The sequence below is a fragment of the Amycolatopsis coloradensis genome, assembly GCF_037997115.1.
Lineage (GTDB): Bacteria > Actinomycetota > Actinomycetes > Mycobacteriales > Pseudonocardiaceae > Amycolatopsis > Amycolatopsis coloradensis_A.
In genome coordinates this window covers 2,958,360-2,973,284 of sequence record NZ_CP150484.1, presented here as the reverse complement: position 1 = coordinate 2,973,284, position 14,925 = coordinate 2,958,360, and the positions used below count along the sequence as shown (strand labels likewise).

Annotated in this window: 20 protein-coding genes; 8 read left to right on the top strand and 12 right to left on the bottom strand. The window is 68.9% G+C overall.

Translation table 11 applies throughout. The annotated features are described in order from the left end of the window. The first annotated feature begins 245 nt into the window (after positions 1-245). On the top strand, positions 246-902 hold the full coding sequence (shbA, locus tag LCL61_RS14145; protein ID WP_233621370.1) for an RNA polymerase sigma factor ShbA: 657 nt from the start codon (positions 246-248) through the stop codon (positions 900-902). 86 nt (positions 903-988) lie between these two features. Here shbA and LCL61_RS14140 read toward each other — a convergent pair whose 3' ends face one another. The 5 genes from LCL61_RS14140 to LCL61_RS14120 form a co-directional block, all read right to left on the bottom strand. Further along, the gene (locus LCL61_RS14140; protein ID WP_340687245.1) at positions 989-1,228 is read right to left on the bottom strand and encodes a hypothetical protein; all 240 of its coding nucleotides are present in this window, start codon (positions 1,226-1,228) and stop codon (positions 989-991) included. 132 nt (positions 1,229-1,360) lie between these two features. Further along, the gene (locus LCL61_RS14135; RefSeq protein ID WP_340687244.1) at positions 1,361-1,516 is read right to left on the bottom strand and encodes a hypothetical protein; all 156 of its coding nucleotides are present in this window, start codon (positions 1,514-1,516) and stop codon (positions 1,361-1,363) included. Continuing rightward, positions 1,513-2,358: an amidohydrolase family protein gene (locus LCL61_RS14130; protein WP_340687243.1), complete on the bottom strand. Its 846-nt coding sequence runs from the start codon at positions 2,356-2,358 to the stop codon at positions 1,513-1,515. Before LCL61_RS14130 ends, LCL61_RS14135 begins: the two co-directional genes overlap by 4 nt. Then, positions 2,355-3,326, bottom strand: a complete 972-nt coding sequence (locus tag LCL61_RS14125) for an aldo/keto reductase (RefSeq protein WP_340687242.1) — start codon at positions 3,324-3,326, stop codon at positions 2,355-2,357. The genes LCL61_RS14130 and LCL61_RS14125 overlap by 4 nt, the downstream gene beginning before the upstream one ends. After that, positions 3,323-3,625: an L-rhamnose mutarotase gene (locus LCL61_RS14120; protein WP_425342042.1), complete on the bottom strand. Its 303-nt coding sequence runs from the start codon at positions 3,623-3,625 to the stop codon at positions 3,323-3,325. Before LCL61_RS14120 ends, LCL61_RS14125 begins: the two co-directional genes overlap by 4 nt. Positions 3,626-3,731: 106 nt before the next feature. Here LCL61_RS14120 and LCL61_RS14115 point away from each other — a divergent pair, with 106 nt between their 5' ends. Next, complete coding sequence (locus tag LCL61_RS14115) at positions 3,732-4,442, top strand: FadR/GntR family transcriptional regulator (protein WP_034321224.1); 711 nt, start codon at positions 3,732-3,734, stop codon at positions 4,440-4,442. Between the two features lie 178 nt (positions 4,443-4,620). Here the strand turns inward: LCL61_RS14115 and LCL61_RS14110 are convergent, their stop codons facing one another. Together LCL61_RS14110 and LCL61_RS14105 are read right to left on the bottom strand one after the other, a co-directional pair. Next, complete coding sequence (locus LCL61_RS14110) at positions 4,621-5,664, bottom strand: 3-isopropylmalate dehydrogenase (protein ID WP_007031599.1); 1,044 nt, start codon at positions 5,662-5,664, stop codon at positions 4,621-4,623. 440 nt (positions 5,665-6,104) lie between these two features. Further along, complete coding sequence (locus LCL61_RS14105) at positions 6,105-7,067, bottom strand: tetratricopeptide repeat protein (protein WP_340687240.1); 963 nt, start codon at positions 7,065-7,067, stop codon at positions 6,105-6,107. A 97-nt stretch (positions 7,068-7,164) separates the two neighbouring features. On the opposite strand from LCL61_RS14105, the gene LCL61_RS14100 reads away from it, so the two are divergent. Then, positions 7,165-7,581, top strand: coding sequence for a hypothetical protein (locus LCL61_RS14100; protein WP_340687239.1), 417 nt, complete (start codon positions 7,165-7,167; stop codon positions 7,579-7,581). Between the two features lies 1 nt (position 7,582). Here the strand turns inward: LCL61_RS14100 and LCL61_RS14095 are convergent, their stop codons facing one another. Beyond that, on the bottom strand, positions 7,583-7,882 hold the full coding sequence (locus LCL61_RS14095) for a thiamine-binding protein (RefSeq protein WP_005167823.1): 300 nt from the start codon (positions 7,880-7,882) through the stop codon (positions 7,583-7,585). Between the two features lie 87 nt (positions 7,883-7,969). Here LCL61_RS14095 and LCL61_RS14090 point away from each other — a divergent pair, with 87 nt between their 5' ends. After that, positions 7,970-8,470 (top strand): MarR family transcriptional regulator, encoded by a 501-nt coding sequence (locus LCL61_RS14090; protein WP_340687238.1) that lies wholly within the window; start codon positions 7,970-7,972, stop codon positions 8,468-8,470. 49 nt (positions 8,471-8,519) lie between these two features. On the opposite strand, the gene LCL61_RS14085 is transcribed toward LCL61_RS14090, so the two are convergent. Further along, positions 8,520-9,764: an MFS transporter gene (locus tag LCL61_RS14085; RefSeq protein WP_340687237.1), complete on the bottom strand. Its 1,245-nt coding sequence runs from the start codon at positions 9,762-9,764 to the stop codon at positions 8,520-8,522. A 225-nt stretch (positions 9,765-9,989) separates the two neighbouring features. On the opposite strand from LCL61_RS14085, the gene LCL61_RS14080 reads away from it, so the two are divergent. Then, positions 9,990-10,367 (top strand): RidA family protein, encoded by a 378-nt coding sequence (locus LCL61_RS14080; RefSeq protein WP_034309296.1) that lies wholly within the window; start codon positions 9,990-9,992, stop codon positions 10,365-10,367. Here LCL61_RS14080 and LCL61_RS14075 read toward each other — a convergent pair. Then, complete coding sequence (locus LCL61_RS14075; protein ID WP_340687236.1) at positions 10,349-10,696, bottom strand: dihydrofolate reductase family protein; 348 nt, start codon at positions 10,694-10,696, stop codon at positions 10,349-10,351. The two genes, LCL61_RS14080 and LCL61_RS14075, sit on opposite strands and share 19 nt — an antisense overlap. Before the next feature lie 212 nt (positions 10,697-10,908). Continuing rightward, positions 10,909-11,613 carry an SDR family NAD(P)-dependent oxidoreductase gene (locus LCL61_RS14070; RefSeq protein WP_340687235.1) on the bottom strand — a complete coding sequence of 235 codons (705 nt, stop codon included), beginning with the start codon at positions 11,611-11,613 and terminating at the stop codon, positions 10,909-10,911. A gap of 85 nt (positions 11,614-11,698) precedes the next feature. On the opposite strand from LCL61_RS14070, the gene LCL61_RS14065 reads away from it, so the two are divergent. Beyond that, a complete protein-coding gene (locus LCL61_RS14065; protein ID WP_340687234.1) occupies positions 11,699-12,316 on the top strand; it encodes a TetR/AcrR family transcriptional regulator in 618 nt (205 codons plus the stop codon). Between the two features lie 319 nt (positions 12,317-12,635). On the opposite strand, the gene LCL61_RS14060 is transcribed toward LCL61_RS14065, so the two are convergent. Then, positions 12,636-13,445, bottom strand: coding sequence for an SGNH/GDSL hydrolase family protein (locus LCL61_RS14060; protein ID WP_340687233.1), 810 nt, complete (start codon positions 13,443-13,445; stop codon positions 12,636-12,638). Positions 13,446-13,637: 192 nt separating this feature from the next. Between LCL61_RS14060 and LCL61_RS14055 the strand changes: the two genes are divergently transcribed. Continuing rightward, positions 13,638-14,228: a TetR/AcrR family transcriptional regulator gene (locus tag LCL61_RS14055; RefSeq protein WP_340687232.1), complete on the top strand. Its 591-nt coding sequence runs from the start codon at positions 13,638-13,640 to the stop codon at positions 14,226-14,228. A gap of 57 nt (positions 14,229-14,285) precedes the next feature. Next, a complete protein-coding gene (locus tag LCL61_RS14050) occupies positions 14,286-14,783 on the top strand; it encodes a hypothetical protein (RefSeq protein ID WP_340687231.1) in 498 nt (165 codons plus the stop codon). Positions 14,784-14,925: the final 142 nt, after the last annotated feature.

Sequence of the window (14,925 nt, the reverse complement as noted above, 5' to 3'; positions counted from 1 at the left end):
GCGCACGTCCAGCAACCTCGGAGCCCGTTTTCCCGGCGCAGAGTCTCGGTTGTATTAAGCCGACTCCGGCGAATGGGCTATCTCTAGTTGAAATCTTTACTGCCGTCCGATCGACGCCTACGATTACGCTGCGTCGCAACGGCGGCAGATGAATCTGATCTTACGGAGCATCTGCCGCCCTCAATCGTTACGGAGTGTTGACCCCTCGACAGCGACGGTCGCAGGGTCGGCCGGGGAGGACGACCATGCAAGCAACTTCCAGCGCGTCCAGAACCGTCACCCCCGATGCGGTCCCCGGATACACGACTCCGGAGAACCTGCCTCGACCGGGCGGACGGCTGACGAAGGAGGACCTCGACCCCCTCGTCAAGGACGCGGGCGACGGGAATCCCGCCGCGATCCAGTCCCTCCTGCGGATGATCGGCCCCGTCGTGGTCCGCTACTGCCGCGCCAGAATGGGCGGCCGCGACCTGTCCTACCTGTCGGCGGACGACGTCGCGCAGGAAGTGTGCATGGCGGTGTTGAAGGCGCTGCCCGGCTATCAGGATCGCGGCGGCTCGTTCCTCTACCTCGTGCACGCCATCGCCGCCAACAAAGTCGCGGACGCCTACCGCGCGGTCTCCCGCGACCGGTCGGAGCCGGTCCCGGAACTGCCGGAACGGCCCATCGGCGACAACGAACCCGAAACGCACGCCCTGCACCTGGACCTCGGTGCCCGGCTCAGCCGCCTGCTCTCCACCCTGCCGCGGGTGCAGCAGGAGATCCTCGCCCTCCGCATCGCCGTCGGCCTTTCCGCCGCCGAAACGGCCGAGGCGCTCGGGATCTCCGCCGGCAACGTGCGCGTGACGCAGCACCGCGCACTGGCCCGCCTGCGGACGATGGTCAAGCAGGACGAGTTCTGATCTTTCGTCCCCCTGCCGCAGATCGTCGATCGGCGGCTCTCAGGCGCCCGGACCCCGCGCCGCCCACTTCTTCCGCTCGGAGCGATTCACCGCCGCAGTTCGGCGACGCCGACCGCCCGGAGCAACTTCGCGATCACCGATGGATCCGGTTCCGCCCGGAATGCCTCGTCACGTATTCGCTCGCTGAGCGAGTCGGCGCGGGCGGTGGCCCGCCTTGCCTGAGTGCGCGACTCCGTCGCCCTGCGATGGGCGACGAAGGCGACGCGCACCGCCACCAGGGCCACCACGAGCGCGACCGCGCTGATCACCAGAGCCACGACGATCATCCGTGGTCACCGGCGATCGGCAGCGAACCCGCGCCGGGTTCTTTCTCCATAGAGGAAGTCACGAGCACTCGATACCCGCCCCGCCATCGGCCAAACCGGTGCGGCACGTGGGTTTCGGCACATCCAGCCGGCTCACTGGTCCTCGTCATCCGGGGGAACGGACGTGTCGTCCTCGTTGTCGACGGGGCCGAAGCCTTCGGCGGGCTCCGGTGCGCCCGGTCCGGCGTCCGCGGCCGCGATACGGACTTCCCCGGTGTGGGGGTTCGGTTCGAACGGTGCTGTCGTCATGAGGGCCGGGTACCCGCGGCGGGAAGCCGGTAAGCGCGCTTCGCGGTGCCGTCGAAGAACTCCAGCCGCTCACCGTCGCTCAGCGAGCCCGTCAGCGAAAAAGCGGTGTCCACGACGACTTCGTACGCCGCCGCGAGCTCGCAGACCGGCCAGTCCGAGCCGAACATCAGCCGCGAAGCCCCGAAGGACTCCAGTACGTGTTCGGCCCAGCGCGTCAGATGCCCGACCTCCCACCGCGCCCAGTCGGCCTCGGTCACCAGCCCCGAAAGCTTGCAGTACACGTTGTCCAGCTCCCCCAAGGCCGCGAGACCATCGGCCCACGGCTGCCATTCGCCCGTGGCGATCGGTGGCTTCGCGGCGTGGTCGAGCACGAAAACCTGGTCCGGCAACGCTTTCGCGGCGGCGAGCGCGGCGGGGAGCTGCGGTGGCTTCACCAGCAGGTCGTACGCCAGCCCGGCCTCGCCGAGGGCGGCGAGACCACGCATGACCTCGGGCCGCGTCAGCCACGACGGGTCCGGCTCGTCCTCCACCTGATGCCGGATTCCCACCAACGGCCCGGAAAACGACGCCACGCGCTCGGCGACGCCGGGCGCGGTGAGGTCGGTCCAGCCGACGACGCCCACGATGAGCGGCTCGGCCTGAGCCGCCGCGAGGAACTCGCGCGTCTCCTCTTCCAACGAGACCGTCTGCACCAGCACGGTCCCCTTCACCCCCGCCGCCTTCGTCACCGTGCGCAGACCGTCCACTGTGTACGGACGGCGGATCGGTTCCAGTGCCGTACCGGTCATCCACGGGTAGTCCCGCCGCGCGGGATCCCAAAGATGATGGTGCGCGTCGATCACGGCCGTCCCTCCTGTCGCAGCACGGTGTCCTCACGCAACAGTCCCGCACGGATCAGGTCCGTCCACACCTCGCGTGGCACCGGACGCCGGAACCGTTCGGCGTTGAGCCGGACCTGGCCGGGATCGTGCGCGCCGACGACGACGGACACCACCGATGGATGCGCGGCGGGCAACGCCAGCGCGGCCTGCGGGAGTTCGACACCGTGCCGCGCGCAGACGTCGGCGATCCGCTGGGCGCGCTCCACCAGTTCGGCGGGGGCCTCGGCGTAGTCGTACATCGTGCCCGGCGACGCGGTGGCGAGGATCCCGGCGTTGAACGCCCCGCCCGCCACCACGTCCACGCCGCGTTCCGCGCACAGCGGAAGAAGGTCGTCGAGCGCGGGCTGGTTGAGCAGGGTGTACCGGCCGGCCAGCAGGATCACGTCGAGATCGAACCGGCGGACGAACTCCGTGAGCATCGGCGCCTGGTTCATCCCTGCCCCGATGGCGTCGACGACACCCTGCTCCCGTAGTTCGAGCAGCGCGGGGAACGCACCGTTGACGGTGTCCTCGAAGTGTTCGTCCGGGTCGTGCACGTAGACGACGTCGACGCGGTCGAGCCCCAGCCGTTCCAGACTGTCCTCAAGCGACCGGAGGATCCCGTCGCGGCTGAAGTCCCATCTGCGTTTGTACGCGGCGGGAACGACGAAACCCTGCGAGTCGGTGCGCGAAGCGCCGCCGGGATCGGGTTCCAGCACGCGGCCGACCTTCGTCGAGACCACGAAATCCGCGCGGGGATACGCCGAAAGCGCCGCGCCCAGCCGCCGTTCCGACAGCCCGAGACCGTAGTGCGGGGCGGTGTCGAAGTAACGGATGCCTTCGTCCCACGCCTGCCGGACGGTCGCTTGGGCCGTCTCGTCGGTGATGGCGTGGTACAGGTTGCCCAGCTGCGCGCAGCCGAGCCCCAGCGGGGACAGGGGGATCTTCACGGAAGCTCCCAAACGAGGCCGAGCCCCGAATCGTCGCCCGAGTAGTCGTCCTCGACGTCGAGCAGTTCCGACATCCGTGCCTGCCACGGGATGTTGGCCGGGTGGTCGCGCAGGATCGCGCGCATCTTCGCGTAGTCCTCGACCTCCACGACGTGGAACAGGTCGAGCCCGTCCCGCCAGATCCGCCACGAACGCACGCCCGCACCGCGCAGGGCTTCGTCCAGCTCAGGCGGGATCACGGCGTGGACCGACTCGTATTCGGCCTCCTTGCCCGGCTTCAACCGGGTGTGGAGCGCCACTCTTTGTAGTGCGACACCGTGGGTCACCGCGCCTCCTCGACTCGAAACATGGCACTCTGTCAACTAACACTCAAACATCCGAGGTCTTCGGGGAGGGCGGTGGAACATGCCGGTCACCGATGTCGCGATCGACAAGATCAAGGACATGATCATCTCCGGCGAGCTTGCTCCGGGCGACAGGCTGCCGAAAGAGGCCGAACTGGCCCAGCGGCTCGGTCTGTCCCGCAGTTCGCTGCGCGAAGCGGTGAAGGCGTTGTGCCTGATCCGCGTGCTCGACGTCCGCCAGGGCGACGGAACGTACGTCACCAGCCTCGAACCGAATCTCCTCCTCGACGCGATGACGTTCGTGGTGGACTTCCACCGCGACGACACCGTGCTGGACTTCCTCGCCGTGCGCCGGATCCTCGAACCGGCGGCGACGGCGCTGGCCGCGATGCACATGAGCGACGAGGACATCGAGGAACTAGGCCGCCTGCTCGACGAACTGGCCGACTCGCCGACGGTGGAGGCGCTGGTCGCGAACGACCTGCAGTTCCATCGCAAGATCGCCGACGGCTCCGGCAATCCGGTGCTGTGCTCCCTGCTGGACAGCCTGTCCGGCCCCACCGCGCGGGCCCGCATCTGGCGCGGGCTCACCCAGGAGGGCGCCGTCGCGAAAACCCGCGAGCAGCACACGGCGATCTACGAGGCCATCGCGGCCCGTGAGCCCGAACTCGCGCGTTCCTGGGCGACCGTGCACGTGGCGGGGGTGGAGCAGTGGCTCCGCAACGCGCTCGGCACCGCCGACGACCCCACCACGGCCGCCGAAGCTTCCTGACACAGCTCTCTCCTCCATGGACGCTCCGTGAAGGCCTCCTTCCCTACTCTCAAGGTAGGGAGGCGATTCGGGTTAGAACCCGAATCGCCACTCACGACCCGCGCAACCAAAGCCCTTGGATGCGACGAAGGGGCCCTTCACCGCGTGAGATGCGGCGAAGGGCCCTTCAGCAAAAGAACTACTGAGTGACCGGGCGCACGTTCGACGACACCAGTGCCGCCAGCCGGTCACCGATCGCGTGCGTCGCACCGGGCGACGCCTGGTCGCGGGTCGCGAGGTCGAAGGCCACCGAGGCCTCGATCCGCCGCGCCGCTTCCTTCTGTCCCAAGTGGTCCAGCAGCAGCGACACCGACAGCACCGCGGCGGTCGGGTCGGCGAGACCCTGGCCCGCGATGTCCGGCGCGCTGCCGTGCACCGGCTCGAACATGCTCGGGTTCCGCCGGGTGATGTCGAGGTTCCCGCTCGCCGCCAGCCCGATGCCGCCGGTCACGGCCGCCGCCAGGTCGGTGATGATGTCGCCGAACAGGTTGTCCGTCACCACGACGTCGAAGCGGGACGGGTCGGTCACCAGGTGGATGGTCGCGGCGTCCACATGGGAGTACGCGACGGTCACCTCCGGGTGCTCCAGCGAGACCTCTTCGACGATCCGCGACCACAGCGAACCCGCGTACTCCAGCACGTTCGTCTTGTGCAGGAGCGTCAGGTGCTTGCGGGGCCGCGCCTCGGCCCGGTTGAACGCGTCGGTCACCACACGCCGGACGCCGAACGCCGTGTTGACGCTGACCTCCGTCGCGATCTCGTTCTCGGTGTCCTTGCGCAGCAAGCCACCGTTGCCCGCGTACGGGCCTTCGGTGCCTTCACGCACGACGACCATGTCGATCTCGCCCGCCTCCGCGAGCGGTCCGCGCACCCCCGGGTACAACCGGGCGGGGCGCAGGTTCACGTGGTGGTCGAGCTCGAACCGGAGGCGCAGCAACAGCCCGCGCTCCAGAATGCCGCTCGGCACCGTCGGGTCGCCCACCGCGCCCAGCAGGATCGCGTCGTGCTGACGGAGTTCACCGAGTACCGACTCCGGGAGCAGCTCGCCGGTGGAGTGCCACCGGGCGGCGCCGAGGTCGTAGTTCGTGATCTCCGCAGTCGGTACGACCTCACCGAGCACCTTGAGCGCCTCGGAGACCACTTCGGGCCCGATCCCGTCTCCTGGGATCACCGCGAGCCGCATCCACACACCTCCGTAGACCAGGCCACCGGCAGTCCGGATGGCCCATCCGCAAGAAAACGCCAGCAGCGGAAGGTTACCGGCCGTAGCCCGGTAGCCGTAGCCGCACCACCCTTATGCCGGAATCTCCCACAGAGCGAGACAGCCGAAAGAGTGAAAACAAGGAGGGACGCCCTGGCGGAAAGCATGCCGCCAGGGTTGCCTCGGGTTGCAGTTCGCCGCCGACCATCCCGGCCTGGTGCGGCGGCTGGTGGTCGGTGCCGCGGGCACCCGGCTCGGCGCGGAAGGCCGTCGCGTCCAGCGCCGGTACGCGGATCTGCTGGCCGCCGGNGTCGTTGTGGATATGGGTCTCGAACACGTCCGTGATCCGCAACCCACGCACCTGGACCAGGCGCTGGACGACATCGCCGACGGGAAGGGGGCCTTCATGTACCGAAAGAACCTCAGTAGAGCGCGCTCGCCAGATCCCGCCGCGCCTTCATGACGCGCTCGTCCGCCGAGTCGAACAGGTCGAACAGCGCCACCAGGTGCTCCCGAACCTTGTTGCGCTCGTCGCCCGCGGTACGCCGCACGACGGCGATCAGCCGCGCGAAGCCCGCCTCGGGCTGTTGCCCCGCGACTTCGAGGTCGGCGGCGGCGAGCTGGGCGTCGAGGTCGGCCGGGTCGGCGTCGGCCTTCGCGATCGCGTCCGGGCCCGCGGCCTCGGCGCGAGCGGTGAACTTGACCTGCGCGAGCGCGGTCTTGGCTTCCTCGTTCGCGGGCTCGACGTCGAGGATGCGCTCGTAGGCCGCCTGCGCCGCGGCGAAGTCACCGCGTTCGAAGGCCTCTTCGGCCTCGGTGAACCGCGGATCCTCCGGCACCTCGACACCGCCGCCGTTCTGCTCGGCGGCCTTGATGCCCGGCAGCCGGTCGCGCAGCGCGTCGAGCAGCGAGCCGAGCCACTTGCGGATCTCGGGTTCGGGCAGCGCGCCCGAGAACGCGTCGACCGGCTGGCCGCCGCCGATGGCGATGACCGTCGGGATGGACTGCGCGCCGAAGAGCTGCGCGATGCGCGGGTTGGCGTCGACGTCCACCTTCGCGAGCACCCAGGCACCACCGGACTCGGCGGCGAGGCGCTCCAGCACCGGGCTGAGCTGTTTGCACGGGCCGCACCATTCGGCCCACAGGTCGACGACCACCAGCTGCTGCAGGGAGCGCTCGACGACCTCGGCCTGGAACGTCGCCTCGGTGACGTCGATCACGGCGCCACCCACGGCGGGGGTGGCACCGTCTGTCGGACGAGGTGGGGCAGGAGGCTGTTTCTGGGGCGCCTCGGCACGCGCCTTGAGCGCGGAAAGGTCGACCGCGCCGGAAAGCGCGGCGGAGAGGGCCGCCGTCTTCGATGCTGATCCGCGTGGGTGTGTCACGGTTCCATCCTGGCACGCATCCCCGAGCGTTTCACCGCATGCCCCCGGCTGCCCGCTTGGCAGGACGGTCACGTTCCGGCAGGCTCGCCACGAGGGGGTGATCGACATTCCGACACGCAGGACGGCCACGGTGGCAGTCGCGATCGCGATCGCCATCACGTGGGTGAGCGTCATCACGGTCCTGATCGCCCATCAACCCGACCCCGGTGTCGCCAGTCCCGGGCAACTCCGGGAGGGCCTCACCGCCGCGCTCAACGAACACGACGTCGAGGCCCTCTCCGAACTCATCGACTATCCGCCCGCTTCGGCGGGCGACTTCGCGAAGTCCTATATCGACGCGCTGGCCGACCGTGGCGCCCACGACGTCAAGGTGAAGTTCGCCCCGGACGATCTCGCGCCGACTTCGGCGACCGTCAGCGGGAAACTGGGCGACGGCAGTTCCTTCGGCTATCCGGTGGCCATCGCGGTCAAGGACAAGCTGTGGCTGGTCTCGTTCACCCCGCCACTCCCCTGACTCATTCGCTCAGGTGCTTCTCGACGCGCTCCACCTTCGCGGTCAGCTGCCCCTCGTAACCCGGCCGGATGTCGGCCTTGAGCACCAGCCCGACCCGCGACGAACCCTCGCCCGCCGCCTCGACGGCCCGCTTGACGACGTCCATCACTTCGTCCCACGAACCCTCGATGTTCGTGAACATGGCGTTGGTCGAATTGGGCAGGCCGGACTCGCGGACCACTTTCACCGCACGGGCGACCGCTTCGCTGACCCCGCCGTCTTCCTCGGCCGCGGACGGGCTGACACTGAAGGCCACGATCATGTTCTGCTCCTCGTTCAGACGCTTTTCCCACGCATAACACCCGGTGGTGCGGCGTGGCACGGGTACCCGCTGGTAACTTCGAGCGCCATGAGCCGTCCGTTGCCGTTCGACCCGATCGCCCGCGCGGCGCAGCTGTGGGAGGCCCGTATCGGGCCGTCCGAGACCATGGCCGCGGTGACCGGGATCATGCGCGTGCAACAGATCATCCAGTCCGCGGTGGACGGTGCGCTCAAACCGCACGGGCTGACCTTCGCCCGGTACGAGGCGCTGGTCCTGCTGACCTTCGCCCGCGCGTCCCGCCTGCCGATGCGCGTGATGGGCGAGCGGCTGCAACTGCATCCGACGAGCGTGACCAACATCGTCGACAGGCTGGAGAAGGACGGCCTGGTCAAGCGCGTGCCGCATCCGACCGACCGCCGGACCACGCTGGTCGAGATCACCGACGAAGGCCGCGCACGCCGCGAAGAGGCCACGAAGGCGGTCACCGAAATCGACTTCGGGCTGACCGGGCTCACCGGCAAGCAGACCGAGCAGCTGACCGACCTGCTCACGAAGGTCCGCAAGGCCACCGGCGACTTCACCGAATAGCGCGTGAAGGCCCCCTTCCCTCGGCTGAGCCGAGGGAGATCGCGCGTCCTCATGCGTGTGTCCGCAAAGGACGGAGCACGGCAGCGGCGACGACCACCACGGCCAGCGCGCCCGCGGCGACCAGGACCGCGGCGTGCAGGTCCCACGTGGTCCAGGCGAGTCCGAAAAGGACGGACGCGAGCATCCGCGTGGTCGCCTGCCCGGTCTGCACCAGCGCCAGCCCGCTCGCCCGCTGGTGCTCGGGCAGCAGCGGCCCGGCGGCGGCCATCAGGACACCGTCGGTGGCCGCGTAGAAGACACCGTGCAGCACGAGCGCCAGCACCGCGAGGATGCCGCCGTCCACCGGCCCGAGCAGCGCCAGCAGCGCGACGACCAGCGCGACGTGCCCGCCGAGGAACACCTTCCACCGGCCGATCCGGTCCGAAAGCCTGCCGAACGGGACGGCGAGCAGCAGGTACACACCGGCGGTTCCCAGCGGCAGCAAGGGAAAGAAGACCGCGCCGAGTTCCCAGCGGCGCTGCAGCACGAGGTAGAGGAAGGAGTCGCTGAGGGTGACCAGGCCCAGCAGTGCCGCCCAGACGCAGATCCGGCGGAACGACGCCTGCCGGATCAGGCCCGCGGTCTCGCGCAGGGCGACCTTGGGCCGTTCGGCTCGCGGCTTGGGCTGGTGGTCCTTGACCAGCACCACCAGGATGATCACGCCGATCGCGGCGATACAGAAGCTGGTGAAGAACACCGAGTCGTAGCTGCCGAGGCTGAGCCACAGCACGGCCATCGCGACCAGCGGGCCGAGGAACGCGCCGAACGTGTCCATCGCGCGGTGCACACCGAACGCGCGGCCGAGGTGTTCCGGCTCGCTGCTCAAGGTGATCAGCGCGTCCCGCGGCGCGGTCCGGACGCCTTTGCCGGTGCGGTCGGCCGCGAGCACGGCACCGATCGCGACGGTGGACGAACCCGCCAGCATCAGGCCGATCTTGCCCAGCGCCGAGAGACCGTAACCGAAGCAGGCGACCGCCTTGAGCCGCTGCCACCGGTCCGCGAGATGCCCGCCGATGAGCCGGACGACGGCGGTGACACCGGAGTAGAGGCCGTCGAGCACGCCGAACTGCAGCGGGCTGAGGCCGAGACCGAGGACGAGGTAGAGCGGGAGTACCGCGGTCACCATCTCCGACGAGATGTCGGTGACCAGGCTGACCAGGCCGAGCGCGACGACGTTCCCGGTGACGGCCCGTTTCACGCCGCTCTTCGGGACATCGGCCGCGGCGTCCGCTCCCCTACTGGTGGCTATGTACATGGGAGACCTCCAGCGCCGTGAGGAGGTGCCGGGTCGCGGCGTACACGGCCNACCTCACGCTGGCCAGCCAAGACCCGGAGACCGGGTGGGAATACGGGACGCGCGCGTTGCGGCTCATCCGGGAGAGCAACGTCGGTGCCGGCATGGAGGCCAGCGCGCTGCAGGCGCTCGGCGACATCTGTACCGGTGTTCCGGTACAGGACCCCCTGTGCTTTCGTTCGGGTCATGACTGAACGGGTGAACATCTCCTCCGGCGGCGACTACGAGCCGGTCTTCGGCTACAGCCGGGCGGTGCGCGTCGGCGAGCACATCCACGTTTCCGGGACCACGGCGCGTGAACCCGCCCGCTCGGGCGACGCCTACGAGCAGGCCTCGGCCGTGCTGTCGCTCATCGAGACCGCGCTGCGCGAGGCCGGCTCCAGCCTGTCCGCCGTGGTGCGCACGGTCACCTACGTGACCGACATCAAGGACGCCGATCTAGTGGCGCGGGCGCACCGCGAAGCCTTCGCCGACGTGCTGCCCGCGGCCACCATGGTCGAGGTGTCGGCGTTGCTCGACCCGAAGATGAAGGTAGAGATCGAGGCCTACGCCGTCGAGAAGTAGCCGCGCCCCTCGACGCGGTAGGTCACATGGACCGCGTGCCTGCTCGCGGCCGCGCTCACCTGGGTGAGCGACGCGGGCCTCATACCCTCGAACAAGCGGGTACCGCCGCCGACCATCTCCGGCACGACGTGCAGCCGCAGTTCGTCGCCCCAGCCACCGGCGAGCGCCTGCCGGACGACCGAAGCCCCGCCCGCGATCACGACGTCACGCCCGGCCGCCGTTTCTTTCGCCTGCCGGAGCGCCGCTTCGACGCCCGTGACGAACGAGAACCGGGTCGGCCCCTTCACCACATCGGGCCCGGGGCGACGGGGGACGACGTACACCGGCATCCCCCACGTCCCGTCCTCGCCCCACAGCCCGATCCCACGTCGAACAACGTCCTGCCGATGACGAACGCACCCGTGTTTTCGAACATCACCTTGGCCGCCGCCTTGTCGACGGCGTCCGGATCCTCCATGCTCCACGCGGTGAGCCGCGGTCCCGCGGTCCCGAACGGTGCGTCCACAGTGGTACATCCGCCCGTACCCCGTGGGGATGAGGGTCACCTCCCGAAGGATCCGACCAGTGCTTCCGGCGCCTCACGGGTCGCGTAGAGCTTCCAGAACGCGTCGGCGAGGACGTCCGGGTGGATCACCTCGGGCTCGAAGTCCATGGGGCTCGCGGTGAGCGCCCGATGCGGCACGCTGCCCTCGATCAGCGCGCCGACGTTGACGGCCCCGGCGTAGACCCCCTTCTCCGCGAGCACGGCGTTCAAGTTGTGGAAATAGTTCCGCAGCGCGGCCTGCGCCATGCCGACATTGCCGAGGAAGGGCGCCGGGTGCAGGCCGGACTGCCCGGCGGTGAACAGGATCGCGCCGTCGCCGCGCTCGATCATGTCCGGCAGCACGGCCCGCACCAGCGCCACCGCGGACACCAGGAAACGGTCCAGGATGAGCCGGAGGTTCTCCGGGTCCACGTCGAGCACCGGCACGATGCCCTCGCCCATGGTCCCGCCGCCGGGATTGAACGCCACCGCGTCGATCCGGCCGATGGCGGTGACGGCGGCCGCGATCCGCGCCGGCTCGTAGACGTCGGCGACGAACCCGCTCGCTTCGATGCCGTCGCCGTCGAGTTCGGCGACGAGCGCGTCGAGGTTCTCGGTGGTGCGCGCGACGAGGGCGATGCGGAAGCCCTCGCGGCCGAAGCGACGCGCGAGCGAAAGTCCCAGCACCGGTCCGGCGCCGAAGATCGCGAGCGTCTTGGTCATATGTCCTCCCGGAGACTTAAGTTGAGGGTCTCCTCAACTTATACCCGTAACTTGAGGCCACCTTCAACTTGGCTACGATGCCGTCATGACCAAACCCCTGCGGAAGGACGCCCAGCGCAACCGCGACCTGCTGGTCGAGGCCGCCAGGGGGCTCTACGCGGAGCGTGGCCTCGACGTCGCGCTCGAAGAGATCGCCAAGACCGCGGGCGTCAGCATCGGCACGCTGTACAACCACTTCCCCCAGCGCGCGGATCTGGTGAACGCCGTGTTCGCCGACCGGACCGAGACCGTCGCGAAGCTGGCCGAGCACGCGCTTTCCCTCGACGACGCCTGGATCGGATTGACCTCCTTCGTCGAACGGGTCTGCGAGTTGCAGGCCGCCGATCGCGGCTACAACGAACTCGCTTCGACGCGTCCGCCGCAGACCGGAGACCTCGAACGCGGCTACGAACTCATGACCCGGATCGTCGAACGCGCCAAGGAGAGCGGCGCCCTGCGCGCGGACTTCACCCTTGCGGACATGGCCTTCGTGACCTGGGGGATCGCGCGCACCGTGGAGGCGACCGCGGCTGTCCGGCCGGAGGTCTGGCGCCGCCATCTCGCGCTGCTGTTCGACGGGATGCGGGCGCCCGCCGCGAATCCGTTGCCGGAGCCCCCGCTGCTGCCCGGGGAACTGGCCCGCATCATGGGCGGCTGCGGCTGAGGGCAACCCTCCACCCCTCCGGCGCGGCGAAGAAGTCCCTTGTGGACGCCGCCGCGGAGGCCAAGAAGTGCGCGCCCGCTCAAGGACGGATATCGAGGGGCGGGTAAAGGTTTCGCGTGCGGTGGGCGGTCTGCTCAGGGCAGTCTGCGATCGTGAGTCTCGCCAAGCACCGTCGGCGGCGTAGTGAAGGCCTCCTTCCCTACCTTCAGAGTAGGGAAACCACGCTGAGCATTCCCACCGCGGACGGCCAGTCCGACGCCTTCGCCGCCTTCCTTCCCTCGGCTGAGCCGAGCGAAGGGGGCCTTCACGCGCGAAACGATCAGCCGATCGCGGAGACCAGCGGGTTGTAGTAGCCGCCCCGCTGACCGGCGGCCGTCGGGTGATACGAGTTCACGATCGGCCAGGTGAGGCTGTGCAGGTAGTCATCGGCCGACGAGCAGATGTTGTGCCCGGTGAACGCGCCCCGCACGTCGACGAACTTCGCACCGTTCGCCGCGGCACGGGCCGAGAGCACCGACGCCAGCGCGTCGGAACCCGAGTTGATCGCGGTGCGCTTCGTGTCGCTCAGCCCGACCGAGCACGAACCCGGCACGGTGTAGAAGCGCGGGTACCCGAGGACGACCAGCTTCGCGCCGGGCGCCTTCGCCTTGATCTTGCTGTAGACGTTGTTCAGCAGCCCCGGAAGCGTGTTGTTCACGTACGTCTTCGCGGTGTTGACCCGGTTGATGCAGGTCTGGTCGCTGCCGGTGGTGCAGGTGGTCATGACGTCGGCGAACCCGGCGTCGTTGCCGCCGACCGAGACCGTCACCAGCGTGGCGCTGGAGGTGACGTTCGCGATCTGGTTGAGGACGTCGCCGGTGCGCGCCCCCGAGCACGCGACGAACTTGAAGGTGGTCCCGGCGTGGGCGTTGGCCCACAGCTGGGGATAGGCGTTGGCACTGCGCATGCAGTCGCCCGAGTTCCCGTAGCTGCCGGCACCGACGCCGGACGAGTACGAGTCACCGAGCGCCACGTAGTTGGTCGCCGCTTGGGCGGTGCCCGCGAGACCGAGGGTGGCAAGGACAGCGACCCCCAGGGCCGCACCTAAACGAGTGAAGGAAAGAGCTTTGATCCGAGCAGGGACGGCCATGGTCACTCCTTCGTGACAAGTTAACGAGAGACAGCATTACCAGGTGGTAGCCCCACGCAACAGGGTCATTTCCCCAGGTAACCCGCTTGGCTCAGGCTGGAAGTAAGGGTGGCGTGTTAGCGCTCGCTTACTGTGATGATGAGCTCTCGGCGGAAAAGCGTGCCTCGAGCTGTGCGGCCTTAATATGGCCAGATGCCGGCGAACCCCACCCCACTCGTGAACGGCGAGAAGGCGAACAGGCGCGAACAGATCATGGCCGCCGCCGCCGAGCTCTTCGCCCACCACGGTTTCCACGGCGTCGGCATCGACGACATCGGCGCGGCCGTCGGCATCTCGGGTCCGGCGCTGTACCGGCATTTCCGCAGCAAGGACGCCATCCTCGGCGAGATGCTGAACTCGATCAGCCGCTATCTGCTCGACGGCGGGACGGCGAGGGCGAGCCAGCGGGACGAGCCGGGCGAGGTCCTCGAAGCACTGGTGGACTTCCACGTCGACTTCGCGCTCGCGCATCCCGCGTTGATCACCGTCCAGGAACGCAACCTCGCCAATCTCACCGACAGTGACCGCAAACAGGTCCGGGCCCTGCAGCGCCAGTACGTCGAGGTCTGGGTGCGCGCGATCAGTGACGCCGTCCCCGGGATCGGCGAGCGTCAGGCGCGGTCGGCGGCGCACGCGGTCTTCGGGTTGATCAACTCGACGCCGTACAACCGCCATCTCGGTGACAGCGAACTGGCCGAAATGCTCTGCCGCCTCGCGCTGGGTGCACTTTACGCCGCCAAGTGACCACGTCCGGGTTTCGGCCTATCCCCACTTTTCCGTCCTCTGGTGTTTGATAGGAACGTGGAGCCGGACAGGAGCGAGTACGAGCGGAGGCTCGTCGAAAAGGCGCAGCGCGCGCTCGTGGCGATCAGCCTCGGGGAGGACGCCGAGGCGCTCGACGAGCTCATGCCGACCGCCGTCGAACCCCAAGCCCGCTCCGAAGAGACCAAAGAGCTCGTGATGATGCTCTTCGGTGAATGCAGCGCCATGGTGTCGACCCTGGGTGACGGCGGCAGCGCGCCGGTCAAGGTCCAGGTGTTCGACGAAGACGGCGAAGAGGTCTCGATCGACCAGGCGGACCCGCCCGTGCGGACGGCCGTGCGCACGCTGCTGGCCGAGGTGCACGGCAACAGCGAGGCCGCGCAGGAACAGGTCGAGATCGCGCTCGCCAACGCCGCGCCGGACGAGGTCGACAGCCTCGTGCTGCAGGCGCTGCGCTGGACGATCCGGCTGTCGGCCGAATGCCTGGACCGGGATCTGCCGGTGGCGCCCTGGATCTCGGACGCCGTGGCGGATTAGCCGCGCGTGGCTCGGCCGGTCGAGGTGTAAGTCAAAGGTGGCGTGACCGAGTCGGTGGTGGAGTAGGTCGCCAAGGAGCCTGGCACCTTGCCGGGGGTCGTGAGTGGTAATGAGCGTTCTAACCCTCATTACCACTCACGAC